General features: G+C 68.3%; 22 protein-coding genes and 4 pseudogenes. 10 read left to right on the top strand and 16 right to left on the bottom strand.

Going from position 1 to position 22,748, the window contains the following annotated elements; all coding sequences use genetic code 11:
- Positions 1-143: 143 nt before the first annotated feature.
- Positions 144-1,220 carry a M4 family metallopeptidase gene (locus tag OG972_RS43270; RefSeq protein ID WP_266991883.1) on the top strand — a complete coding sequence of 359 codons (1,077 nt, stop codon included), beginning with the start codon at positions 144-146 and terminating at the stop codon, positions 1,218-1,220.
- A 223-nt stretch (positions 1,221-1,443) separates the two neighbouring features.
- Here OG972_RS43270 and OG972_RS43265 read toward each other — a convergent pair whose 3' ends face one another.
- Together OG972_RS43265 and OG972_RS43260 are read right to left on the bottom strand one after the other, a co-directional pair.
- Positions 1,444-2,031 carry an aspartate/glutamate racemase family protein gene (locus OG972_RS43265; RefSeq protein WP_266992976.1) on the bottom strand — a complete coding sequence of 196 codons (588 nt, stop codon included), beginning with the start codon at positions 2,029-2,031 and terminating at the stop codon, positions 1,444-1,446.
- A 7-nt stretch (positions 2,032-2,038) separates the two neighbouring features.
- Positions 2,039-2,725: an SDR family oxidoreductase gene (locus tag OG972_RS43260; protein WP_266991881.1), complete on the bottom strand. Its 687-nt coding sequence runs from the start codon at positions 2,723-2,725 to the stop codon at positions 2,039-2,041.
- Between the two features lie 113 nt (positions 2,726-2,838).
- Between OG972_RS43260 and OG972_RS43255 the strand changes: the two genes are divergently transcribed.
- The 5 genes and pseudogenes from OG972_RS43255 (at position 2,839) to OG972_RS43235 (ending at position 6,428) form a co-directional block, all read left to right on the top strand.
- Positions 2,839-3,387, top strand: coding sequence for a TetR family transcriptional regulator (locus tag OG972_RS43255; protein ID WP_266991879.1), 549 nt, complete (start codon positions 2,839-2,841; stop codon positions 3,385-3,387).
- A gap of 180 nt (positions 3,388-3,567) precedes the next feature.
- Positions 3,568-4,131 (top strand): annotated as a pseudogene (locus OG972_RS43250) (integrase); the annotation flags it as partial.
- Between the two features lie 3 nt (positions 4,132-4,134).
- A pseudogene (locus tag OG972_RS43245) lies at positions 4,135-4,531 on the top strand (IS3 family transposase); the annotation flags it as partial.
- A 349-nt stretch (positions 4,532-4,880) separates the two neighbouring features.
- On the top strand, positions 4,881-5,195 hold the full coding sequence (locus tag OG972_RS43240; RefSeq protein ID WP_266993064.1) for a hypothetical protein: 315 nt from the start codon (positions 4,881-4,883) through the stop codon (positions 5,193-5,195).
- Positions 5,196-5,504: 309 nt separating this feature from the next.
- Positions 5,505-6,428 (top strand): hypothetical protein, encoded by a 924-nt coding sequence (locus OG972_RS43235; protein ID WP_266991877.1) that lies wholly within the window; start codon positions 5,505-5,507, stop codon positions 6,426-6,428.
- A gap of 41 nt (positions 6,429-6,469) precedes the next feature.
- Here OG972_RS43235 and OG972_RS43230 read toward each other — a convergent pair whose 3' ends face one another.
- The gene (locus OG972_RS43230; RefSeq protein WP_266991875.1) at positions 6,470-7,201 is read right to left on the bottom strand and encodes a hypothetical protein; all 732 of its coding nucleotides are present in this window, start codon (positions 7,199-7,201) and stop codon (positions 6,470-6,472) included.
- 275 nt (positions 7,202-7,476) lie between these two features.
- Between OG972_RS43230 and OG972_RS43225 the strand changes: the two genes are divergently transcribed.
- The gene (locus tag OG972_RS43225; protein ID WP_266993062.1) at positions 7,477-7,620 is read left to right on the top strand and encodes a hypothetical protein; all 144 of its coding nucleotides are present in this window, start codon (positions 7,477-7,479) and stop codon (positions 7,618-7,620) included.
- Here the strand turns inward: OG972_RS43225 and OG972_RS43220 are convergent.
- The 4 genes and pseudogenes from OG972_RS43220 to OG972_RS43205 all read right to left on the bottom strand — a co-directional run.
- Positions 7,584-8,246: pseudogene (locus OG972_RS43220) on the bottom strand (IS481 family transposase); the annotation flags it as partial. The gene OG972_RS43225 and the pseudogene OG972_RS43220 sit on opposite strands and share 37 nt — an antisense overlap.
- A gap of 380 nt (positions 8,247-8,626) precedes the next feature.
- Complete coding sequence (locus tag OG972_RS43215) at positions 8,627-10,459, bottom strand: alpha/beta fold hydrolase (protein ID WP_266991873.1); 1,833 nt, start codon at positions 10,457-10,459, stop codon at positions 8,627-8,629.
- A complete protein-coding gene (locus tag OG972_RS43210) occupies positions 10,456-11,049 on the bottom strand; it encodes a TetR/AcrR family transcriptional regulator (protein ID WP_266991871.1) in 594 nt (197 codons plus the stop codon). The genes OG972_RS43215 and OG972_RS43210 overlap by 4 nt, the downstream gene beginning before the upstream one ends.
- A gap of 500 nt (positions 11,050-11,549) precedes the next feature.
- Positions 11,550-11,777, bottom strand: a pseudogene (locus OG972_RS43205) (zinc ribbon domain-containing protein); the annotation flags it as partial.
- Positions 11,778-12,382: 605 nt separating this feature from the next.
- On the opposite strand from OG972_RS43205, the gene OG972_RS43200 reads away from it, so the two are divergent.
- Positions 12,383-13,408, top strand: a complete 1,026-nt coding sequence (locus tag OG972_RS43200) for a cytochrome P450 (RefSeq protein ID WP_266991869.1) — start codon at positions 12,383-12,385, stop codon at positions 13,406-13,408.
- 608 nt (positions 13,409-14,016) lie between these two features.
- On the opposite strand, the gene OG972_RS43195 is transcribed toward OG972_RS43200, so the two are convergent.
- Genes OG972_RS43195 through OG972_RS43185 form a run of 3 tightly spaced genes read right to left on the bottom strand, consistent with a single transcriptional unit; the run spans position 14,017 to position 15,826 of the window.
- Positions 14,017-14,226, bottom strand: coding sequence for a hypothetical protein (locus tag OG972_RS43195; RefSeq protein ID WP_266991867.1), 210 nt, complete (start codon positions 14,224-14,226; stop codon positions 14,017-14,019).
- A 30-nt stretch (positions 14,227-14,256) separates the two neighbouring features.
- Positions 14,257-14,685 carry a protein-tyrosine phosphatase family protein gene (locus OG972_RS43190; protein WP_266991865.1) on the bottom strand — a complete coding sequence of 143 codons (429 nt, stop codon included), beginning with the start codon at positions 14,683-14,685 and terminating at the stop codon, positions 14,257-14,259.
- 55 nt (positions 14,686-14,740) lie between these two features.
- On the bottom strand, positions 14,741-15,826 hold the full coding sequence (locus OG972_RS43185; protein WP_266991863.1) for a tyrosine-type recombinase/integrase: 1,086 nt from the start codon (positions 15,824-15,826) through the stop codon (positions 14,741-14,743).
- A gap of 32 nt (positions 15,827-15,858) precedes the next feature.
- Between OG972_RS43185 and OG972_RS49725 the strand changes: the two genes are divergently transcribed.
- Positions 15,859-16,218: a transposase gene (locus tag OG972_RS49725; RefSeq protein WP_353961661.1), complete on the top strand. Its 360-nt coding sequence runs from the start codon at positions 15,859-15,861 to the stop codon at positions 16,216-16,218.
- On the opposite strand, the gene OG972_RS43180 is transcribed toward OG972_RS49725, so the two are convergent.
- From OG972_RS43180 to tnpA, 3 genes are all read right to left on the bottom strand, one after another.
- Complete coding sequence (locus OG972_RS43180) at positions 16,122-16,904, bottom strand: tyrosine-type recombinase/integrase (RefSeq protein WP_266991861.1); 783 nt, start codon at positions 16,902-16,904, stop codon at positions 16,122-16,124. The genes OG972_RS49725 and OG972_RS43180 overlap by 97 nt on opposite strands.
- Before the next feature lie 153 nt (positions 16,905-17,057).
- Positions 17,058-17,258 (bottom strand): Tn3 family transposase, encoded by a 201-nt coding sequence (locus tag OG972_RS49720; RefSeq protein WP_353961667.1) that lies wholly within the window; start codon positions 17,256-17,258, stop codon positions 17,058-17,060.
- A gap of 524 nt (positions 17,259-17,782) precedes the next feature.
- Positions 17,783-18,211 carry an IS200/IS605 family transposase gene (gene tnpA, locus OG972_RS43175; RefSeq protein ID WP_266991859.1) on the bottom strand — a complete coding sequence of 143 codons (429 nt, stop codon included), beginning with the start codon at positions 18,209-18,211 and terminating at the stop codon, positions 17,783-17,785.
- A gap of 49 nt (positions 18,212-18,260) precedes the next feature.
- Here tnpA and OG972_RS43170 point away from each other — a divergent pair, with 49 nt between their 5' ends.
- Entirely contained in the window at positions 18,261-19,460 is a 1,200-nt protein-coding gene (locus OG972_RS43170) for a transposase (RefSeq protein ID WP_266991857.1), read from the top strand.
- A gap of 71 nt (positions 19,461-19,531) precedes the next feature.
- Here OG972_RS43170 and OG972_RS43165 read toward each other — a convergent pair whose 3' ends face one another.
- Genes OG972_RS43165 through OG972_RS43155 form a run of 3 tightly spaced genes read right to left on the bottom strand, consistent with a single transcriptional unit; the run spans position 19,532 to position 22,040 of the window.
- The gene (locus OG972_RS43165) at positions 19,532-20,431 is read right to left on the bottom strand and encodes an alpha/beta fold hydrolase (RefSeq protein WP_266991855.1); all 900 of its coding nucleotides are present in this window, start codon (positions 20,429-20,431) and stop codon (positions 19,532-19,534) included.
- The gene (locus OG972_RS43160) at positions 20,428-21,681 is read right to left on the bottom strand and encodes an RNA polymerase sigma factor (protein WP_266991853.1); all 1,254 of its coding nucleotides are present in this window, start codon (positions 21,679-21,681) and stop codon (positions 20,428-20,430) included. The genes OG972_RS43165 and OG972_RS43160 overlap by 4 nt, the downstream gene beginning before the upstream one ends.
- A complete protein-coding gene (locus tag OG972_RS43155) occupies positions 21,678-22,040 on the bottom strand; it encodes a YciI family protein (RefSeq protein WP_266991852.1) in 363 nt (120 codons plus the stop codon). The genes OG972_RS43160 and OG972_RS43155 overlap by 4 nt, the downstream gene beginning before the upstream one ends.
- Positions 22,041-22,748 lie beyond the last annotated feature (708 nt).

Below are 22,748 nucleotides of genomic sequence, written 5' to 3'. Positions count from 1 at the left end.
TGGACATACGGGTCTCGGATCAGACGACGATGACGCTGTTCGTCAACCACTTCAGTCCAATGTCGGCACGCGTGCCACCACCCGCGAAAAGCGCGAGCGTCAGGCGGATGAGGTGCGCTACCGCACCGATCGGAGCACATCCCATGACCGACGACATCCGGCGCTCCTCGCTCAGGTCTGTGGCCACGACGCCGTGTGCGATCGTGCCGCCGCATCTGCTCAACCGGCTGGCCCGAGCTGAGGACCCGGCCGTGCACGAGCCTGCCCGCCGCACCCTTGCGCTCGACGCGGCAGAACGCGTCCAACGCAGGCTGACGGCCGAGATCGGCCCGACCGCCGCCGCGCCGACGCGCGGCCCCGACCACTCCGACCGCACCGTCTGCGACGTCGAGCACCGGCAGGAGTTGCCCGGCAGACGCATACGCGGAGAGGGCGAGGCCGACGTACCGGACACCTCGGTCAATCACGCCTACGACGGCCTTGGAGCCACCTTCGACTTCTATCTGCAGATCCTGTCCCGCTCGTCCATCGACGGGGCCGGCCTCCCGCTGGACGCCAGCATTCACTACCGCTGGGACTACGACAATGCCTTCTGGGACGGCGAGCAGATGGTCTTCGGCGACGGGGACGGGCACATCTTCGGTGACTTCACTCAGTCCCCCGACGTCATCGGCCACGAGCTCACCCACGGCGTCACCCAATACACCGCCAACCTGGCGTACATGGGCCAGTCCGGAGCCCTGAACGAGCACCTGTCCGACGTATTCGGGTCCCTGGTCGAGCAGTACGCCAAGGGCGAGACAACCGAGGAAGCAAACTGGCTGATCGGAGAGGAACTGCTGCGCCCCGGAGTACAGGGCGTCGCGCTGCGCTCGATGAAGGCGCCCGGCACCGCGTACGACGACGATGAGCTCGGCAAGGATCCGCAGCCTGCCCACATGAGCGACTTTGTGCAGACCTTCGCCGACAATGGCGGCGTGCACATCAACTCGGGCATCCCCAACCGCGCTTTCTACCTCGCCGCCACCCAGCTTGGCGCCCACGCCTGGGATGGTGCCGGCCGTATCTGGTACGACGTGCTCACCAGTGGCATGCTCGCCAGCGACGCCGACTTCACGTCCTTCGCACGGCTGACCGCGGACGCCGCCGACGCCTACGGGCCGCAGGAGCGCGATGCGGTACTCCAGGCGTGGGATGCGGTCGGCGTACCCACGGCCTGAGTCGGCCAGTGTCCCAGTAGAACTGGGTATCGTCGCGGACGGCGTCAGCCGCCAGGTGCCAGTCCGGGCTGGCCGCGGGCGTCGCGGCGCTCTACCCGCAGCTGGCCCAGGCCTCCCGCTGAAGGTTCACCGGTTTACGCATGACCGGCTGATGCCGTTCCAGCCGCTGGCCGGCCGGGCGTGATTGTCTCCGGCTCGGGTCGGTCAGCGGCGACGGCTCAGTTCATGCGGCGAGTGCTTCCTTGACGATGGCCTCGATGTAAAGGCCCGTGGTGTCGAGCAACGGTGTTTCGGGAACATCCGACTGCTTGACGAGCAGGCCGAACTCCGTGCACCCGAGGACAACGGCCTCGGCACCCGCCGCGTCGAGCTTCCCGATGATGTCCGTGAACGCCGTACGGGACGCCTGCGTGGACTGCCCTCGGGTCAGTTCCTCAAAGATCAGCCGGTGGACGAACTCCCGGTCCGCCACCTCGGGGGCGATGACTTCGAACCCGTGGCTGCCGAGCCGGTCGTGGTAGTAGCGGCCCTCCATCACCGGACGGGTACCCAGCAGCCCGAGCCGTTGCGCACCGAGACGGCCTGCGGCGCCGGCGACCACATCCGCGATGTGCAGCAGCGGCAGCGTGGTGCTCGCCTCGATGGCCGAGGCCACCACGTGCCCCGTGTTGCTGCCGATGGCGAGGAAGTCGGCGCCGCCCGCCTCCAGCGCGCGTGCCTTTGCGGCCAGATAACTGCCCAGGTCGTCCCAGGCCTCGGCCTGGACGCAGCGGCCTTGTGTAGATGCGGGCGGCGGGGGCTCTGCCGGCAGACCGGGGTCAGCCGACCGCCGGGGCCTTGGCCAGACCGCGCTTGACCTGCCGGGTGGTGTCGTCGGCGAGGATCTCGGGCAGGCCGGCCTCGATGCCGTCCAGCGCCTGAGCCGCGACCTCGGCAGGGTCGGCCTTGTCCTCGGTGGGCACGTTCGCCGTCATGTCGGTGTCCATGAGGGCGACGTGCAGCGCGGAGACAGTGATGCCGCGCGGCGCGAGCTCTTCGCGGACGGCACCGCTCATCGCCCAGGCGGCTGCCTTGGACGCCGCGTAGGAGCCGGCCTGGGCCGGGTGCCACCAGGAGATCACGGAGAGGATGTTCAGGACGGCACCGCCGCCGTTCTTCTCGATGACCGGGGCGAAGGCGCGTGTCACGGCGAGCGGTCCGAAGAAGTTGGTGTTCATCTCGGCGTGCACCGTGTCCATGTCGCCCGCGATCAGGGGGTTGTAGAGGGCGATCCCGGCGTTGTTGATCAGCAGCGTCGCGTCGGAGGCTATACGGGCCGCCTCGCGGACCGATGCCTCGTCCGTCACGTCGAGGCGGAGCGGCGTGACGCCCTCCAGGTCCACACTCTCCGGCCGGCGTGCCGCCGCATACACCTTCGCCCCGCGCCGGACCAGCTGCTCGGCGAGGTGGCGCCCCAGTCCGCGGTTGGCGCCCGTCACCACGGCGGTCGCACCCTTGAGTTCCATGATCGTTCCCTTTCGCCGCGGGGCCGGAAGACCCGCCCCGCAATTAGATTACGAACCAAATCTATATGGGCGCGTACGATAGATGTCAAATCGCATCTAAGTGGGAGGTGGGCATGGGCCGCGTGTCACAGGCGCAGGCGCGGGAGAACCGGCAGCGTGTGGTGGAAACCGCAGCGCGGCTCTTCCGGGAGCAGGGCGCCCAGGTCAGCGTCGCCGACCTGATGAAGGCCTCCGGACTTACGCACGGCGCGTTCTACAAGCAGTTCGCGTCCAAGGAGGCGCTCTTCGACGAGGCCACCGCCCAGGCATTCGACGCGGTCGTTCATGGCACGGACCGCCACCACGTCCCGTTGGATGCGTCACCACACGAGCTGATCGACGCCTATCTGTCCGCCGAGCACCGCGATGACACCGCAGAGGGCTGCCCGGTGGCCGCGCTCGCCGTCGACATTGCGAGGGGGCAAGGCGGTCCCGCTGCCAGGGACAGGTTCAGCAAGGGGGCGGCCGAGTTCGCGCAGCACCTTGCCACCGACGAGAACGACGGCCTGAGCAGGCTGAGCCTGATGGTCGGGGCGCTGATCCTGTCGAGGGCCACCCAGGGCACGCCCATCTCGGAGGAGATCCTCGCCGCGGCCCGCGCAGCGCTGGCCGCTGTCGACTGATCCGCCGGACTGCCGGGCGATGATCGAGGTCGGCCCCTTGCGACAAGGCGTCATGACCGTGATGCAGCAGCCGTTGGGCGTCGGCGAGCACGATCCTGAACGTGTGGGGCTCGTAAAGTCATCGCTGCTGGTCAGCGCCCGCCTCCCGGCTCGTCGGTGGGGACTTGTATTGCTGCCGTGATGATCGTGTCCCTGCTCTATCGCACCGCCCGTGCGCTGTTGTCCGTCCCCGCGGTTCTACTGCGCCGGGACACCGCCAAGGACGCCGAACTGCTGGTGCTGCGGCACGAGGACGCCATCCTGCGCAGGCATGTGAGGTGCAGGGTGCGCTATGAGCCGGCCGACCGATTCTGGCTCGCCGCCCTGACCTCGCTGCTACCGCGTGGCCGCTGGGCTGCCGTCTTTTCCGCTACTCCCGGTACTTGCTGGCCTGGCACCGCAAACTGATCGCCAGGAAGTGGGACTACTTTGCCCGCAGCTCCCGCAGCTCCCGCATCGGACGGCCGCCGACGGCGGCCGCGCTCAAGAGTCTCGTGCTGCGCCTGGCTGATGAAAGTCCCCCGCTGGGGCCACCGCCGTATCCAGGGCGAACCGGCCCGGCTCGGGCACCCCCTCGCGACCTCCACGGTCTGGGAGATGCTGCACGCAGCAGGCATCGACCCGGCCCCGCGTCGCTCCGGCTCCACTTGGCGCGGCTTCCTCACGGCGCAGGCTCAGGGGATCCTTGCCGCGGACTTCTTCCATTGCTGGGCCTTCCTCTCCGACAACTGCTCCGACTTCGGCGTCCAGCGGCTGTTCCGGGTCCTTGGTGTGTCCCGCTCCGGCTTCTACCGGTACCGGGCGACTGCCCCGGCCAGCGCCGAGCACCAGGCGGCCGAAGAGCGGGCGGTCGTGGAGATCCGCGCCATCCACGCCGAACACCACGGCGCCTACGGTGCCCCCCGTGCATGCCGAACTCCGATCGCGCGGGCGGAAGATCAACCGCAAGCGTGTGGTCCGGCTGACTCGCGTCAACCACATCGTCGGCCGGCACCTGCGGCGCAAGAAGCGCACCACGATCGCGGACAAGACCGCGCCTTGCGTCCCGGACCTGCTGATGCGCGACTTCGGCGCGGACGCGCTCAACACCAAGTGGTGCGGCGAGCCACCGAGGTGCCGACGGGCCGTCGTACCCGACTCTCCCACCACTCGCGCGGTGTACGAGGAGATCATCGGCGAGGCGGCCGCCAAGTGGTACCTGCCGTCCGAGACGCAGCAGACCGCCGAGGGACTGAGCCTGGACCCCGCGGTGGGCGCCGTGTGGCGGTGTCTGGGCTGGCTGGCCGCCAGGAGCGATCTCGACGCGTGGACCATGACCCTCGTCTTCCGCGACGTGACGGCGTACCGCGACGACCAGCGGATCCGTGAGGAGGCCCTGGGCTGCGCGTGCTCGAGACCGTGCCGGACGCGGGCGAGACGGTCCTCGTCAGCCACAGCCTGGGCACGGCGTCGGCATGGACCTCCTCACGCGGCTGCCTCCCGGTGTGGAGGTCGTCCACCTGATCACGGCGGGCAGTCCTCTCGGCATGGACAGCGTGTACCGTCGGCTGCTGTCCGGGGGGCCCATAAGCCCGGAGAAGGTGGCGGACTGGCTCAACGCATGGTGCCCGACCGACGCGGTGGTCGTCGGATGCCCGCTGGCCGACGACTGGGCGGACAACCCGACCGACCTCGCCGCCGTCAACGCCCGGGACCGGGTCCACAGCATCGGGGAGTACCTCTCCCACGCCGGCGCCGTCCGGTCGATCGGCAGTCGCTTCGCCATCTGAGCGCCGGTAGGGCGATCGGACTGCTGCGGGAGACCTCGATGTCCCAGTTCCTTCGCGCCCGCCGTGTCTCATCCTCCGCGCGAGACCGGGACGCTTACTGCCGGTTTCTCGACCCGAGCGGGTCCACCAACCGCCGCCCCGCGAAATCCTCAAGCAGATGCCGGCTACGCAAAGCCCCAACTTCCACGTAACAGGGCACGCCTGGCTTCAGAACGGTTCCCGATCTGCGTTCGGTGACGATGCGGGTTATGTTCGGATCACCGGATGGAGATCGAATAACCGGATAATTCCTGTTTCATCTGAAGAGTGATGGGACGGCAGCAGGTGACCGAGGAGAAGCCGAAGAGCAAGTCCTTCGTGGAGAAGGCCGCCTATGTGGTGACGCCCGGAACCGCTGTTCTGGGCCTCTTGTACTACTTCGGAGCCACCTACTGGAACGCCTACTTCACCTACTTCGGCATCCGGGTGAACCAACTGGACTACTCGATCCAGGACTACCTGCTCGGCAGCCCCCAGGCGCTCTTCCTCCCGGTCTGGGTCCTGCTGACCCTCGGAGTCCTCGTCTTCTTCGCCTTCCGGTGGGCCGAGCGCGAACTGGCCCGTCCCCGCCACACACAACTGCGGACCCTTGTCTGCCGGTCGGCCGCGGCCGTGGGCGTGGCTCTGCTGCTCCTCGGTTTCCCGGTGTTCCTCGAACCGCCGTGGTGGTCGGATCTGGTGCTGAGCCGGCTGAGGTCCGGATGGCCGAGAGACCTCGTACCCACACTCTTTGTGGCCATCGGGGCGGTACTGATGATGCTGGCGCTCCGCCTCTACCACCGGTCCGGCGGCCAGGAAGAAGGGCCGTGGCGCCTGGCCGAGGGCTTCATGGTCGCCGTTCTCGCCATGGTCCTGTTCTTCGACGTGGCCCGCTACGCCCGGGGTGTGGGGGAGTCGTCGGCCGCCGCCGAGGCGCAGCGCCACTTCAGCGACCTGCCGGCGGTCCTGGTTCACGCGCGGGAGCCGGTCGAGCCGGCCAGCGCGGCGATCCGCTGCGTGGACGAAGGGAGGCAACACCAGCCGTTCCGCTACCGCTGTGAGGGCTACCGGGTACTGGCCCACTCCAAGACGCACTACTACCTCATCCCTGGCGACCGGGACCCGCAGTGGGGAGATGTCACCATGATCCTCATGGACGACGCGTCGATCCGGGTGCAGGTACGCGGCGAGTACTGGGGAACAGGAGCATCCTGACCTCACCCGCGCCCCCGGTACGCCGGGCAGCTTACGGGCCGTCAGGTCGCAGGGGCGCCAGGCGTCGCCGGCTGTGGAGGCGGCGTTACGCCGCCGCCGCGCTCAGTTCCGGGAGTGGCAGAAGCGGTGTTCTGCGGCGGCTCGCTCGGCGGCTGGGGCACAGGGGACTTGCCGGGACCCGTCGGCCCTGTGGTCCCCGGGGAAACAGCCGGGCCCGATGTCTCTACAGGGGACTCGCCGGGACCGGTCGGACTCCCTGTGGGAGACGGCCCTGTGGTCCCCGGGGAAACAGCCGGGCCCGATGTCTCAAGGCCCGACGGGACGGTGTTGGGGGTGACCCCCGGCTCACTGGCGGCGGTCACCACCGCCCGGATCGGCCACGTCGGTGAGTCGATCTCCAGCAGTACGGCCGGAGGCGCGTCGGTCGACCCCCGGATGAAGCGGATCTTGAAGGTGCAGGACTGCCCCGGCGGGATCGGATCGTTCCCGCAGTGGTCCTCGACGATCAGGTACACGTTGTGTCCGTCGCCGGTGGCCTCCGCCGCAGTACCGGTTCCGTCGGCCTTGGCCCCCTGGACACCGTCCCCTTCGTCCGCACCATCCCCGGCGACCGTCGGCTTGTCGTGCTCCCAGGCACGTTGCTCGTTGTTCTTCATTTCGACGGCCGTGTCCGCGGACTCACCCACCTTCACGGTCGGGAACCCGATCCCGGAACCGCCACCCTGGCCGCCACCGCCCCCGGAATCGGAGGGGAACAGCGTGGCCTTGCCCACGACACTCGCCGACGGCGACGGATGCGAGGACCCGCCACCCCCCGCACACCCTCCAAGGACAAGGGCACCGAGGGTGCCCACGGCCACCGGTGCACTCAAGGCACCGCCCCGGCCGCTTCGGCCCATGCCCCGTACCCGGGCACGGCCGCCCTGCTCCCAGATCACAACAGCCTCCCGCACACCGCCGGCCCCTCGGCCTGCCGGAGCGAGCATGCCACCGGGATGCCACCGAAGATCACTACCAGGCTTGCGCAACACGGAGATCACCCACAGTGATGCAGGGAAGGCGCCATCTTGACGAACGCCGCGCGGCTCCTTCCGCAGAGAAATGGGAAGCCGCCTCGACGGTCCTGCTGTGGGCGCTGCCCGCGATCGCGGGCAGCTACACGGTGCTGGGCCGGCGACGCCTGGTGTACTGACCCTTGAGGTTGGGGACGCGGATGGCGGGTGGTTGACCCTTGAGCGCGGTGTGTCCGCGGTGGTGATTGATAGGTGTGCAGCCAGGCCGGGTGGGCGGCACGTCTGTCGGCCTCGGTCCGGTAGGGCCGCGCGTAGGCCCATTCGTCCAGGAGGGTGCGATTGGACCTCTCGACCTTCCCGTTGGTCTGGGGCCGGTAGGGGTGAGTCCGCTTGTGTGAAATGCCCTGAGCGGTGAGGGAGTTGCGCCACAGGTGACTCTTGTAGCAGGAGCCGTTGTCGGTCAGGACGCGTTCGACGGTGATCCCGGCCTGGGTGAAGAAGGCGTGGGCCCGCTGCCAGAAGGCGACGGCGGTCTCTTTCTTCTCGTCGGCGAGGATCTCGCTGTAGGTGAGGCGGGAGTGGTCGTCGACGGCGTTGTGGAGGTAGCTGTAGCCGGCGCCGGAGCGGGTCTTGCGGCCCGCCTGGCGCCCGAGGGCTTTGTGTCCGCCGCCGTCGGGGACGTTGCCGAGCTTTTGATGTCGACGTGTACGAGTTCGCCGGGCCGGTTGCGTTCGTAGCGGCGTATGACGCGGCCGGTGGCACGGTCCAGGTGGGTCAGGCGGGCCAGGTGGTAGCGGGTCAGGACTGGCGGACCCGGTCTCCGCGGAACCCGTGCAGGGTCGGCGGGGCACGGTGGAACCGGGGCCCGGCCGCGCTGGCGTGGCTGTATGAGTGGGCGGTGCAGCGCGAGTACGTGCTGGTGAATCCGGTGCTGATGCGGTCGCCGGCCGGCCCGCCAGGCCCTCAACGAGACCGGGCGCCCGTGCAACCCGGCCACGTTGCCGCTTCGCCCCCGGCCGGGCACGAGTTCGCCGTCACCACCGCTGCCCGCCGCCTCGTCCGGGGCGACGTGAAGATGCAGGAGGTCATGGACGCCATTGCGGGACGAGGCTGTACGCGGACGTACGCCTCCACGGCAGACACGCCCTGTGATCGCAGATGGCAGTCCCCGACACACAGCCCTCGTCACCGCGGACGTTCGTGTACCGCCCTGACGCCACCTTCTCCCTGCGGGCCGGGGGAGGCGGTCTGCTCACCGATGGCCTGAGCGACGTCTTCTGGGTGTGTCAGCTGGGGATGGTGCCCCGCGCCGGCAATCACTGTCACGGCGGCGTGCGGGAGGGTGTCCAGCAGGGACTTTCCCTCAACGGTGAGCGGATCGTGGGAGCCCATGACGATGTGGACGCGCCCTGGGTAGTGCTGCAGCTTGGCCCGGAGGTCTGCGCGCCACTGCGGGTTCGCGGTGGCGGACAGGAGCCGGGCGGTGGTGGCCGCGATGGTGCCGCGGCGAAGATCCGCGACAGCCGATTGGAGCGCGGTCGCGTGGCCCGTGGCGCTGGTCAGTCGCTCGGCCAGTGCCGTGGGAGTTGTCCGGCTCAGGTGCCGGCGGGTCAGGGGCGTCCACTTGGCGGTGCGGGGCGGGTGCGCCTGCAGGAAGAACGGTGATACGAGCGTGAGTTGATCCACCGCGTAGGGGTGGGCGGTCGCGGCCTCGACGGCGGCCGCGGCGCCGATGGAGTGGCCCACCAGGTGACGGGCACCGGTTTCGGTCACCAGTGCGGTCAGCCAGGACGGCCAGTCGTCACGGCGCCCGGTGCTCATGCCCAGGCCGGGCAGGTCGACGGCGCGGGCGTGCCCGACCGCTGCGACGACCGGCGCCCAGGTGTCGGCGTTGACCGGCAGGCCGGGCAACACCACCGTGGGTGCGCCCGCCTCGCCCAGTTCGAACGTCCGTATTCCGCCCGGCTTGGTGAACCGTCTGTCACCTGCGGGGGCGTCGCCGAAGCGATGGGCTGCCAGGTGGTCGGCCCAGCGGCGGATCGTCGTGGCGGTGTCCGGCATGGTCAGCCGGTGCCGGGCGGCGAAGGCATGGGCCGAATCGGTCGGGTAGCGGTCGGTCGACAGGAACGTCAGGGTCTCCGGATCGGCCTTGGTGAGCCAGCGGGGAAGCCGCTTGAGCAGGGGCACCGGTACCCGTGTCCGGGGTGCCTTGACGCCGTAGTGCTCCGCTATGAGCGTGAGCAGGTCGGGCAGCGCGGGCGTGTCGTCATCCAGCGGCCAGTACGCGGTGCGCTGGGTGGCCGCGTCCATCGGCAGCAGGGTCATGAACCGGGCGAGGTAGTCGGCCGCGACCACGGGGACGAACGTCTGCCCATTGCCCGGTAGCGCGGGAAGTGAGCCCTGCCAGAGGTCTTTCACGTTGGAGGCGAGCCCGAGGTACTGGTCGGACTCCCCGGTGGCGCTGTCACCGATGACGCTGGCCGGATTGACGATGGACCAGGGAACGCCCAACTGCGCTGCCACGCCCTGGAAAACGGCGTCCGCCTCGACCCGGGACGCCTCGTAGGCGCCCAGCGCCCGGTAGGTTTCACGTCGGTACTCTTCGCTCCACGGGTCGGGGTCCTGCCCGCCCACGCGGTACCCGGAGACCTGAACCAGGCGGCGAAGGTTCGGCAGTCGTGCCGCGAACGCGACGACCGCGCGGACGCTGTCAACATTGGCACTGCGGGCCTCGTCCACCGACATCCCGAACCGGTAGGCACCGGCGCAGTTGTAGATCTCGGTGATGTCGTCGCACTCGCCCTCGATCATCGGCGCCTTGGTGAAATCGACCCGGAGGTCTGCCGGGACCTGGTCGTGCCCGCGCCCAGCCAGCCATCGGGCCAGCCGCTGGTAGGACTCATGGCTCCGGCTGGCCGTACTCACTCGAACGCCGGCCTGGCCGAGCGCGAGCACCAGGTGGCGGCCGATGAAGCCGCTCGCGCCCAGCACCAGTGCGTGCCGGTCCTCCAGGCTCATGCCGAGGCCTCCGTACCCTGTTCCAGCAGCACAGCGAGCGCCTCGGCGGCGCAGTGCAGCGGCTCGGTGGACCGCTGGGCACGCGACACGATCACCGCTCCCTCCACCATACTGACCACAGCTGTCGCCAGGGCACGGGCGACGGGACGAGGACGGCCGTGCGCGATGAGCAGCTCACTCACCGGCGCGATCCACGACTCGAAGGCATTGGCGCAGGCATCTCGCAGCCGTTCGCTCTGCGCACCCATCTCCAGCGTCACCACCGAGACCGGGCATCCCAGCTGGAAGCCGCTGTCGTCGAGCATCCCGGCCAGTTCGTCGATCACACGGCGCAGCACCTCACCCGGCGTGGCCGACCCCAGCGCCGAGTCGGCCACGAGAGAGCCGAATCGCGCGGCCGCGAGTTCGACGGCCTTCTCTCCGAGGGCCTCCTTCCCCTGGGGGAAGTGGAAGTAGAGCGACCCTTTCGGGGCGCCCGCGTGCTCCACCACCGTGTTGAGTCCCGTACCGCTGTATCCGTGCCGCTGGATCAGTTCCAGCATCGACTCCGCCAGCCGCAAGCTGGTCTCGGCTCCCTTGGTTCCAACCATGATTGAAGAATAGACCGGTCTATATATTTTGCAAGACGCCTGGTCCTGGTCGCGGCGAGGTCGGCGTCAGAGCCGCAAGGGTGGAGTGGCGGGATGTTTCATAGGTGGTCGCCTGTGAAACACCCGACCGTCCGGCAGTCCACCTGCTGATCAACAACCAGACCGCCAACACGACGAGCCGGGCCGGCAACCACTGGATCAGCGCTCCGATGCGGGGACAGGAAGCGACCCTGGAGAGACTTCGCGTCGACCGACAGCTCGAAGAGGCCATGCTCAAAGGCCCTGACCCGCTTCACCTCGCCGAGGTCTTCGGACTCGACGAGAAGACCGCGATGCGCTACGCGGATTCCGCGCGAGCCCTGTTGCAGCGAGCAGCAGCTTCAGTCAACTTCTCGGCCGTAAACGACCGAGCTTGTTGGCTCGGTCGTCTACACCTTGTCGCGCTCCCGACTGCCCCCTACGACGGGGCGGTTACGGGTCGCATCTACCAGTCAGGGAGGTCAAGCCCTTTGTGGTACGGGTCCGTTGACGAGGACCCACGCCGAGCGTGCGCGGTTGCGCACGTTGACCCCGGCGACGTGATCGGCGGGGCCGGCGAGCCCGCACCGACGACAGGAGAAGGCGTCCCGGGTGGGACGGTTGTGTCTCGCTGTGTGTCCGCGACGCGGGCACATCTGCGAGGTGTAGCGGGCGTCCACCGCGATCACCGGTACTCCGGCCCGCCGGGCCTTGTACCGGAGGTGTTAAGCACGCGCCTTATATCCATGCGCGCGGCTGATGCTCTAAATATGCCATATATGGCATATGTGCCATATATGGCACTATGGAATTTGGTACTGAAGGCAGGCGAGAGGAGTGCATCATGATCGCCAAGCTGCTCGGCAAGCTGTCCTTCACCCGCCACTACGGTGCGTACGGGGAACACGACTGGGGTGCGTACGGCGGCGACGATTGGGGCTGACCGCAATGCCGGCGGGCGCCCCCGGGCGCCCGCCGGCTCTCGGCCAAGCTGCCGACGATATCGGCCTGGACAGGTACGAGAGTCAGGGGCGATCTCATGGGCCCAATGAATGAGCCGCCGCGGTTGCCCGAAGGCAGCTTCGTGGCCTGGAGCCGCGACCGGCTGGCACTAGCGCGCCGTGGCGCTGACGAGTGCGGGGACGTCTGGCAGCTGGAGCCGGGTGTCTACGTAGCCGCTGCGGCCGGGCCGTGTGAAGCGGTCCTGCGCCGCGCGCAGGACTTCCCCAAGCTACCCTCGCCTCTCTTCCCGCCGTTGAAGCGGTCGAGCGGAGCACCGACGTCTGAGGAGCGTGCGCACGCTCACGCCGCCCGCATGCGCGGACTACGCCCGCAGGCGGTTGCAGCCCGGATCGGTGAGATAGCGCCCGGGACCGCTCGATTTGTTGACCAGTGGCCCACGGGCCAGGACGTCGAGATTCTGCCCCCGGTCCGGCACGCACTGGCAGAGATCGGCGTGCGCTACCTCTTCTCCGAAGACGCTCCCACCCTGCTGCCCTTTGCCTCACAGCTCTTCGTGGCCCGGGAGGTGCTCGTACGCCCCTCACGCTGGGTATGGCCGCGCTGGATCCCCACACCGGCACGGCGGTTCCGCACACGGCAGCAAGTCGCCTTCACCAACGCTTTGCGGCCCATCGTCCGCCGGCGCCGTTCATCGGGCCCGCTCGGTGACGACGTGCTGGGACAGATGCTCCAGCCATCCGCCCGCTACGGCCTACTGCCGGAAGAGGCCATCCTCGACACTCTCCCCGGAATCACCATCGCCACCTTCGAGACACCTTCCCGGGCAGCCGGATGGATCCTGCTCCACCTGGCCCGGTACCCCCAGGCAGCGGACCGCGTCGCGGCCGAAGCCGCCTTGCTGCCCGCGGACCCGGCCGCGACCACCAGCACCCACCTCGACTGCCTGCAATACACCCAGGCACTGGTACGCGAGGTGCTCCGACTGCACCCCCCGAGCTGGCTACTGACCCGGCGAGCCCCGCGACAGACTCAGCTCGCCGGCTACACCATCGACGCCGGGTCCACCGTTCTCGTCTGCCCCTACACCGCCCACCGCGACGCACGGGAACACTCCGAGCCGGACCAGTTCCAGCCCGAGCGCTGGCTCGATGATTCGGGCTCGCCGGCGAAACCCGGGGTCTTCCTCTCCTTCGGTACCGGGCCGCATGCCTGCGAGGGAGCCGCTCTGGCCATGGCGATGCTGACGCTCCTGACTGCGCAGACCGCCCGCTGCTACCACTTGAGCGAGCCGCCCGGACCGGAACCCAGCTACCAGGTCACCACCTTCGAAGGTCTCGCAACTGTCGGCTTGCGCCTGCGTGCCACCTTGCGCAGCTGAGGGCGGTCCTGCTTTAAGTGACAGGCCGCGACCAGGACCGCCACGTCGGCGCCGCCGTGGTCGAGGACGGCGGCGGTCATCGTCATGTCGTAGCCGTCGGCGGGCGCTTCACAGGTGCGGCAGTCGAACTGTTCGGCGGAGGCGGCCGGTTCGGCGAGCTCCGGTATGGCGCAGAACCTATCGCGAGGGGCATTGTGCGAAAGATGTTGTGCGAGAGGTTATGAGAGCGAAGATCAGGCGCATTTATGAGAATCGCGAGGGGCGTGGGGGCCGTGCCGGTGTGTGCTGTTCCGGCTCACCGGAGTTCAGGCGCCGATGAGGGGGAAGCCGCGCAGGGCCTGCTGGACGTGGACGACGTCGCGGGGGAAGAACTCGGCGACGGTGGTGCCCACGACGTCGGCCGCCCGCGTGAGGTCGTGGGCGATGCGGTTGACCTGGGTGCCGGTGAGGCCGCCTTGGACCTTGCCGAGGCCGAGCAGGCCCTCGCGGGCGTCGACGGAGTCGACGTCGAGGTGAAGCGCGAGGCGGGAGCAGCCGGTGGCGGCAAGCCAGTCGAGCAGCGGCTGGGTGGAGGTGCGCAGGTCGTCGGGACCGAAGGGGGTCAGGCTCTATTCCGCGATGTGCGGGTAGGCGTCCTCGGTCCACTCGTGGAGGCCGACGAGGGCGACCCGTTCGGCTGGGACGGTGGCCGGGAACAGCTGGGTCATCTCGGGGTCGCCGTGGCCGGTGATCATGGAGACGGCCATGGCGTGGTAGCCGTTGTTCGTCGCGGCGGTCACCCGGCGCCGCAGCGGGGCATCCGAGAGATGACGCAGCATTCTGTGGAATCTGATTTGTCAACATCAGGCCTATTTGAGCAGTTCCATCGTCCACTCTCGCTGCTCGGCGGTGTCTGGGACGGCGAGCCCGCGAGCTCGTTCGATCTGGTGCCAGGAGGTGTCGGGATCGACGCCGTTGAGGATGAGGAGTGCGGCGGCGAGGAGGGATGAGCGTCCGATGCCGGCTCGGCAGTGGGTGACGACGTGTGCGCCTTCGTGTAGCTGTTTGGCGAGTCTGTGCAGGGTGGGCAGGATCGTGGTGAGGTCGGGGACGGTGCGGTCGGGGATGGGTATGGCGACGAACTGCAGCCCGACTGCTGTGGCTGTCCGAGGTTCGTCTGCGAGGCCGAGTTCGTCGAGTTCGGGTCCGGTGAGCGCGCAGACCAGGATGTCGACGCCGCAGTTCTTCAGCGCGGTCATCTCGTCTTCAAGCCAGTCATTGCCACGGGGTCTGGCCATGGTGCTCAGTCGTCCCGGGCCAGGGAGGTCGACGGTGAAGAGGGCGGGTCGCATGTCAGCAGCACTTTCGGTCGGTGGGGTCAGGTGGTGATCGGACGGTCAGCGGCAGGGGTCTGCGGGGTTCGGCGCGGAGCTCGTTCGGGGTCGGGCCGGCTGGGGTGGCCACCTCGGCGAGGCGCTCGAGAAGGCGGTCGAGGGCGCTCTGGCCGTCGTCGACGGCGGCGCGTTCCTCTTCGGTGAGCGGAATGCTCACGAGCATGCGCTGCAAGTTGGCCTTGGCTTCGACGAGTTGGGATCTCGTCGATTCCTTGGGGGTGTAGAAGTCGCAGCGGGCGCAGGCCATCCGGTGCTGGCACTGTTCGAAGAACGAGTAGGAACACAGCCCGTGACCGAGATCGTAGTACTGCCATGGTTCACCGTTGGCCCCGGCCCCGGAGGTGATGGCGTCGCGGTCCAGAAGGACCTCGACCGTGCGGACGTTGCGGGCGAAGTAGCCGGCCTCGGTGTATGCCTTCGTGAGGGTGCTGGGGGTGATCTTGGCATAGTGCTGGGTGGACTCCGGACTCCGGTGACCAAGCCAGGCTTGCAGCTCGAAGAGCGTCATCGGCTCCTTGGCGTTGTAGAGCTGGCTGGCGATCGTGGAGCGGGCCCGGTGGCTGGTGATGTTGCCCCGGACATCGGCGGTCGGGACGCCGGCCTTCCGGCAGAGAGAGGGGATGACCGCGGTGTTGATGTAAGTCTTCGCGAGGCGTTTCGCCCGGTGCGCGAACAGGAAGTCCACCTGCTCGCCGGTCTTGCGATCCAGCATCTTCGGCTGCTGCGGCCGGAGTTCCTGCCATGCCTCGATCGCCTTGCCCAGCAGAGGATCAACGGGCTTGGTGAACGAGGTGCCGGTCTTGTGGGTGGGGACGTCCAGCAAGCAGACGGCGTCCCACGCCAGCACCTCGTCGGAATCACCGGGGATGGGGAAACCGTCGTGCTGCCAGCGGATGCACCCCATGCGGAGGCGGGCTATCTCGTCGCTGCGCAAGCCGCTGAACAGCCAGGTCAGGGTGACCGCGCGGATGAGTTCGATCGGATAGCACAGCCCGTAGGTGTTGGTCGGGAAGTCCTCGGGATCGACGTTGAGCCCGGCCCACAACAGCTTCGCCCAGATGCTGAGGTTCCCCCGAGATGCGGAAAGAAGTGACAGCGGGTCAGATGGGACTCATGAGAGGAACATCGACCATGGCTGCCCCCAGGAAATACTCGCTCGAGTTGCGTGACCGCGCAGTGCGTATGTATCGCACCGCGGACCCCAAGCCGCAGATCAAGAAGCTCGCCATCGACCTCGGTGTCCATCCCGAGGCCCTGCGCGGCTGGATCCGGCAGGCCGAGCGGACGCCGTCAACCCCTCCTGACCAGCTGATCAGTATCTCCCGCAGGCCGGGGGAACCTCACCACAGGCTCAGCGGCTGGGCGTGGTTGCGTCGGGATTCCGACAGGAACAGCGGCCCGCGTGCCCGGCTGACCGTTGCCCGGTGCGCAAGGTAGCCCGACAATAGGACGCCGGTCGGCGCGGAGTACGGGACGACGCGCTCCAGCCGGTTCTTGGTCGTCTCAGCCCGCACCCGCAGGGTTCGGTGGGCCGGGTCTACATCGTCGGTACGCAGCGAGCACAGCTCCTCGCGACGCAGCGCGGCGTCGTAGGCGAGCGCGAGCATCACGCGGTTGCGGACCGGCTCCTCGGCGGCGACCGCGAGGACATCCATCCACTGCTGCTCGGTGGGTATCCACGGCAGCTTCGTCAGTCTCGGAACGAGGCCGCGCTCATGCCCGCCGCGTCGGCGGCCGGGCGTATAGCGCCCGCGGCCGACCGGGTTGGAGTCGCGCTGCCCGTCCTCCATGAGGAAGTCGTAGAACAGCCGGACCGGCACCAGGCGCTGCTGGATGGTGGCGTTGGCCAGGCCCGAGCCCGAGTCGATCGAGACCACGTTCGCACCCCGGCGGCTCGGCCGTGAGGTCAACTCCCGTACGTAGACGGCGATGTGTGCTCGATTGGCGGTCAGTGGGTCGACGTTCTGCCGCTGGCACATCTCCAGGTACTCGGCCAGCCCCCGGGCGTAGGCGTCGATCGTTCGGGGCGCCCGGCCCAAGTCGCTCCACACCTGCAACCACCCGGCCGCCTGCTCGTGCCTGCCGAGCACCGGCCACTTCTCCTCCAGCACCAGCGTGCCCAACACATCTCCTCAGTCCGTGGTCGTACCGCAGGGAGATGATCTCCACTGCGGTCAGATTCCACGTAACTGATAGCTGCACGGTGCGGATCACGTGGCCGACCTCGCGGAACGCGGTGCAGGTGGCGTACTTCCGCGACCCCGAACGCATCCGCTTCAGCAGCGTGGATGAGGAGATTGCCCCCTCCCTGACGAGATGGCGACCCGCATCAGGTGCCGGAACTGGGACTCGATCAGATCCCAGTCGATGACGTTCTTGCCCGGCTCCCCAAACAGCGCGTCGATGTGCACGTACTCGGTGGTCTTGCTGGGCCGGTAGAAGGGCAGGCCCTTCCAATTCCTGGTGCCTAGCGGCAGGTATGACCGTCGCTGACCGATCTGGCCAGAGCTACGGATTAGAAGGTGTCCGTGCCACGACCGCGCCAGATCGGGCGGGACTCACGGGGAACTGCGGCTGCCGGCGGAGGCCACAGCCAGCAGACGCCGAAGTCGACATCCCGCAGGTCAGACCTCAACTCGCCCCACCTCGCACCTGAAGCGGGTGTCGCAGGTTCGAATCCTGCCGGGGGCACCAGCGAAAAGGCCACCCAGTGACGTCACTGGGTGGCCTTTGACATCTACTTCATCATCGGCGGCGGTCACTCACGGCCGGGCCGCCTCTTGAGCAGCCGGTCCATGTGACTGATCGCCTCGCGCTACGTGTCCTGGACGACGTGCGTGTACACGTCCATCGTGATGCTGATCTGGCTGTGCCCGAGGATCTCCATCCCTCTTCTTCGGAGGGAATCCCCGCCTTCAGGCGGGGAGGGAATCCGATCCTGAACCCTGCGGCGCGGAGCGCCGCAGTTTCGCTTCGGAACGCCTCGCCCGCGGAGCTGCGCTCAGTCGGGCCGCTTCTGGTTCTCGATGTAGTCCTTGACCACGTGGAGGGGTGTGCCGCCGCATGACCCCGCGAAGTAGGAGCCGGACCAGAAGCGGCCGTGCATGATGGCCTGGTTGACGTGGCCGGTGAACTCCTGCCTCAGCCGGCGCGAGGACACGCCCTTCAAACTGTTGACCAAGTTCGACAGGGCGACCCTCGGCGGGTAATGCACGAGCAGGTGCACGTGGTCTTCTCCGCCGTTGAACTCGATCAGGTCTGCCTCGAAGTCCTCGCAGACTTTTCGCATGATCTCTTCGCAGCGTGTCAGCATCTCGTCGTTGAAGACGGTCCGCCGGTACCTGGTGACGAACACCAAATGCGCGTGGAGGTGGTGGACGACGTGACGGCCGCGCCGTACGTCAGGGTTTGGTTCCCAACGTGGTGACATGAACCAATGCTACGGTTAAGCTCGATTCGAGTCGGAGGGGGTGGGCTGAATGATCCGTGCGTACAAGTTCCTCCTGCGACCCACCGCCCGGCAGGACCAGGCCCTTCGCGAGATGCTGCGCGATCACTGCTCGCTCTACAACGGCGCGTTGCAAGAACGCCGCGACGCCTACCGGCACAGCTCGAAGACGACGGTCCGGTACGGGCAGCAGTCCGCCCAGCTCAAGGACATCCGGGCCTTCGACCCGGAACGTCAGGGCCGTTGGTCGTTCTCGTCGCAGCAGGCCACCTTGCGCCGGCTGGACAAAGCGATGCAGGCGTTCTTCCGTCGGGTCAAGGCCGGCCGGACGCCGGGGTATCCGCGCTTCCGTGGGGTCAACTGGTTCGACACGGTGGAGTTCCCCAGGGACGGAGACGGCTGCCGTTGGGATGCCACCGCGCACGACCCGGTCACGCGTGTGCGCCTGCAAGGTGTCGGGCACGTCAAGGTGCACCAGCACCGGCCCGTGGTCGGCCATGTCAAGACCGTCTCGGTCAAGCGTGAGGGCAAGCGCTGGTATGTGATCCTGACCGCCGAGCGGCCCCGGCCCGAGCCGCTGCCCGCGACCGGCAGCGTGGTCGGCATCGACCTGGGCATTGCCAACTTCCTCGCCGACTCGAACGGCGAGTTCGTGCCCAACCCGCGTCACGGGCGAAAGGCCGCAGCGAAGCTCGAAGCAGCTCAGCAGGCACTGAGCAGGTGCAAGCGCGGAAGCAAGCGCCGCCGCAAGGCAGTGGAGACGGTGGCACGTCTGCACCGCAAGGTGCGGTGCCAGCGCCTCGACCACGCCCACAAGACCGCCCTCGGCCTCGTGCGGGAACACGACCTCATCGCGCACGAAGACCTCAAGATCCGCACCATGAGCAAGGCCCCCGAACCGAAGCCCGACCCCGACCAGCCGGGCAGCTTCCTGCCCAACGGGGCCGCCGCGAAGGCCGGGCTGAACCGCTCGATCGCCGATGCCGGATGGGGGGTGTTCCTGACGATCCTGAACGCCAAGGCAGAATGCGCCGGGCGGGAAGTGATGGCCGTGGACCCCCGCAACACTTCCCGGCGATGCCCCCAGTGTGGGCATACCACCAAGGAGAACCGGCCCACACAGGAGACGTTCCACTGCGTCGCCTGCGGCCACACCGCGCACGCGGACACCGTGGGCGCCCTGAACGTTCTACGGGCCAGGCTGGTCCGTCGCGAAGCCCAACCGGCATAGCGAGAAGCCACCCCGTTCACGGGGTGGAGGAGTCACCACGACACGGGGAGCCACTCCGGCGGCGGTCAGCCCTAAGGTCCGGCTCGGGGCGATGGGGCCAGCTTGCGCCACACACTCCGGCCAGGCTCTGCGGTGTCCGGGTCAGTCTGTCCGTGGGTGCGACGCTCGGCGTTCTCTTCGAGGAATTTCTGAAGCAGCTCGCGAAGGACGGCGGGTTGTTCCAGGTGCAGGTCGTGTCCCGTCCCGGGAATGCTGACGGCCGCCGTCTGCGGTTGGCGGGCGAGCATGGCACGGATCTCTTCAGGCGGGATGATGCCGGACTGCGCCAGCACGACCAAGGTCGGGCACGTGATTTGCGCCCACTCGTCCCAGAAGGAACGCCGGGCGTTTTCCGCCAGGGAAGCGACCATCACGTCCGGGTCGAAGCGAGGCCACCACCCGTCGCCGCGTTCCTCCAGACCTGCGGCCCAGCCTTCACCGACCGGCCCACCGCCATGGAACGCGACAGCGGCTTCACGAGAGGGGAACGGCACGGGCCAGGAGTCGAGCCACCCACCGATCTCTGCCTGGACCTTCGGATTCGGGCCTCCTGGGCCGGCCTCGACAAGGGCGATCGCGCGGATGAGGTCAGGGTGCCTGGCGGCTGTGAGCAAGGCGGTGTGGCCACCCAGCGATTGGCCGACCAGGGCGGGCTGGTGCAGTTCGAGCTGATGAACCACAGCGACGACATCACCGACGTACGCAGCCCGGGAGACATCGCGCGGGTGGCGTTCACTGGCGCCGTGGCCGCGCTGGTCGACGGCGATGACCCGGTGGCGGGTACTCAGGTCCTGAGCGACGGTGTCCCATTCGCCTGCGTGCCCTGCCAATCCGTGCAACAGGAGGACGGGCGGTCCTGCTCCCGGTGCGAGCCATTCTCGGCAGGAGATTCGGACGCCGTCGCGTACCACGGTCCGCTCGGTCCAGGTCAAGCCGGGTTCTCCAGTCGGTGGGCGCGATCGGTGAGATGGCGGCGCTCGGGGGCACTGGTGGTGCGGCGAGCGGCCTCACGATAGGAACGTACAGCGACCTCCCGTTCGCCCAGCAGCTCCAGCAGGTGGGCACGTGTGGCGAGCAGCCGGTGGTGACGAGTCAGGCGTTTGTCGGTCTCCAGCTCCGCCAGCAGGTCGAGGCCGGCGGTCGGGCCGTGGACCATGGCCACGGCGACGGCGCGGTTGAGGCTGACCATCGGGTTCGGTCCGAACTGCTGTAGGAGGTCGTACAGGGCGAGAATCTGGGGCCAGTCGGTGGCGTCGGTGTTCCCGGCCTCGTCGTGCACGGCCGCGATGGCCGCCTGCAGTTGGTAAGGGCCGACCTGGCCGCAGGGCAAGGTCCGGCTGATCAGACCGACGCCCTCGGCGATGAGCTGGCGGTCCCACCGGCTGCGGTCCTGTTCGGCCAGCGGCACCAGTTCCCCGGACAGGCCGGTGCGGGCTGGGCGGCGAGCGTCGGTCAGCAGCATCAGCGCGAGGAGGCCGGCGGTCTCGGTGTCGTTGGGCACCAGGCGGTGCAGCAGCCGGGTGATGCGGATTGCCTCGGTGGACAGTTCCGGCGCGGTCAGGTCGGCGCTGCCGGTGGTGGTGTAGCCCTCGTTGAAGACGAGGTAGAGCACATGCCGCACCTCTGCCAGCCGCTCGGCGAAGACGGCCCCTTCCGGCATGGCCAGTAAGGTGCCGGACGCCTTGATGGTCTGCTTGGCGCGACTGATGCGTTGGGCCATGGTTGCCTCGGGGACCAGGAAGGCCACGGCGATCTGCGTTGTGGTCAGGCCGCCGACCGCGCGGAGAGTCAGCGCGATCCGGCTGGCCGGGGACAGCGCGGGGTGGCAGCACAGGAACAGCAGAGCCAGCGAGTCGTCCCGGTCCGTGGAGGGCACGGCGTTGGCGGCATGGCTCAGCAGCTCGGCTTGCGGGGTGGCCAGGGCGAGGGCGTCCTCGCGGCGGCGCCGCGCGCTCTCGCTGCGGATCTGGTCGACCAGCTTGCGGGCGGCGACGGTGACCAGCCAGCCCTGGGGGTTGTCCGGCACTCCCGTCTCCGGCCACTGCAGGGCGGCGGCCAGCAGCGCTTCCTGGACCGCGTCCTCGCACGCGTCGAACATGCCGTAGCGGCGTACGAGCGCGCCGAGGACCTGCGGCGCCAGCTCGCGCAGCAGGTCCTCGGCGGCATGGCGTACGGCGGTCACATGTCCGCCGCGGACTCGTGCAGCACCGGCCACAGCTCTACCGGCTCCACATCGGCGAACGGCATGTCCGCGGCGATCTCCTGCGCCCGCTCCAGAGTGTCGCAGTCCAGCATGTAGAAGCTGGCGATGTACTCCTTGGTCTCCAGGTACGGGCCGTCGGTGACCGCCGGGGCGCCGTCCTTGCGGCGCACGAGCTGGGCGTTGGCCGCGTCCGCCAGGCCGTAGGCGCCCAGCAGTTCACCGCTTTCGCGGTACTTCTTGTTGAACGCCTCCTGCTTGGCGATCGCCTCCGGCCACGCCTCGGCCGGGAAGGAGTCCCACTTGGCCTGGTTTCCGTAGATCATCGCGACGTACTTCATCTCGGGTGCCCTCCCCATACCGCGCGCCCCGCTGGCGCGCTATTACCTCTTGGTCGGAGCGGGAAACGGGCCCTCGACATCCGACGACAACCTTCTTCGAGATTTTTCACGCGCCGTTGACCAACCCATACACCGGAGTGACGCAAGCGATCAACCTACAACCTGGCTCTGCGCCGACGCTGCCCCCGGGCCCCGAGCGGGCGAGGGCATCCGTCCTACAGAACTCCCGCTGGAACTCCCTGCCCCTGAGAGCCCTCCTCGCCCGGCAGACAGGCACCACGGAAGAGCTCATCAGCCACTATCAAGACGCAAGCCACCGAACGTGGCGCCGCGCGTGAGCATGAACGATCTACCGACTCGCCATCACCCGAGCCCGCACCGAGCAGGCGGCCGCAGGCTGAGTAGGAACCCGCTGGTCACAGGACCGAACCAAGTGCCATGATCCCCTTCATGGCGGTCCTTGACACTCTGACCGAAGTGGCGAAGGCAGGCCGATGGGGCCCCGTGGTCACCGGTGCCGACTGGAACGAGGTGACTACCGAGCGACTTTCCACGACTGCCCAGTCCAGACCCGGCAGACGACACCCTGACGAGTGCCGTCACAACCCATCAATTGAGCAAATCCGTCGAGGGTGTTGAGACGAGACGCCACGAGGGCGTCCGTCGCCCGATGGCTGTCGTCCGTTGCAAGCGTCACGGCGTTTTGGC

Source organism: Streptomyces sp. NBC_01669 (assembly GCF_026339735.1).
Classification (GTDB): Bacteria; Actinomycetota; Actinomycetes; order Streptomycetales; family Streptomycetaceae; genus Streptomyces; species Streptomyces yanii.
Note: the sequence above shows the minus strand (reverse complement) of the source record. Positions and strands in the feature narration are given on the sequence as shown.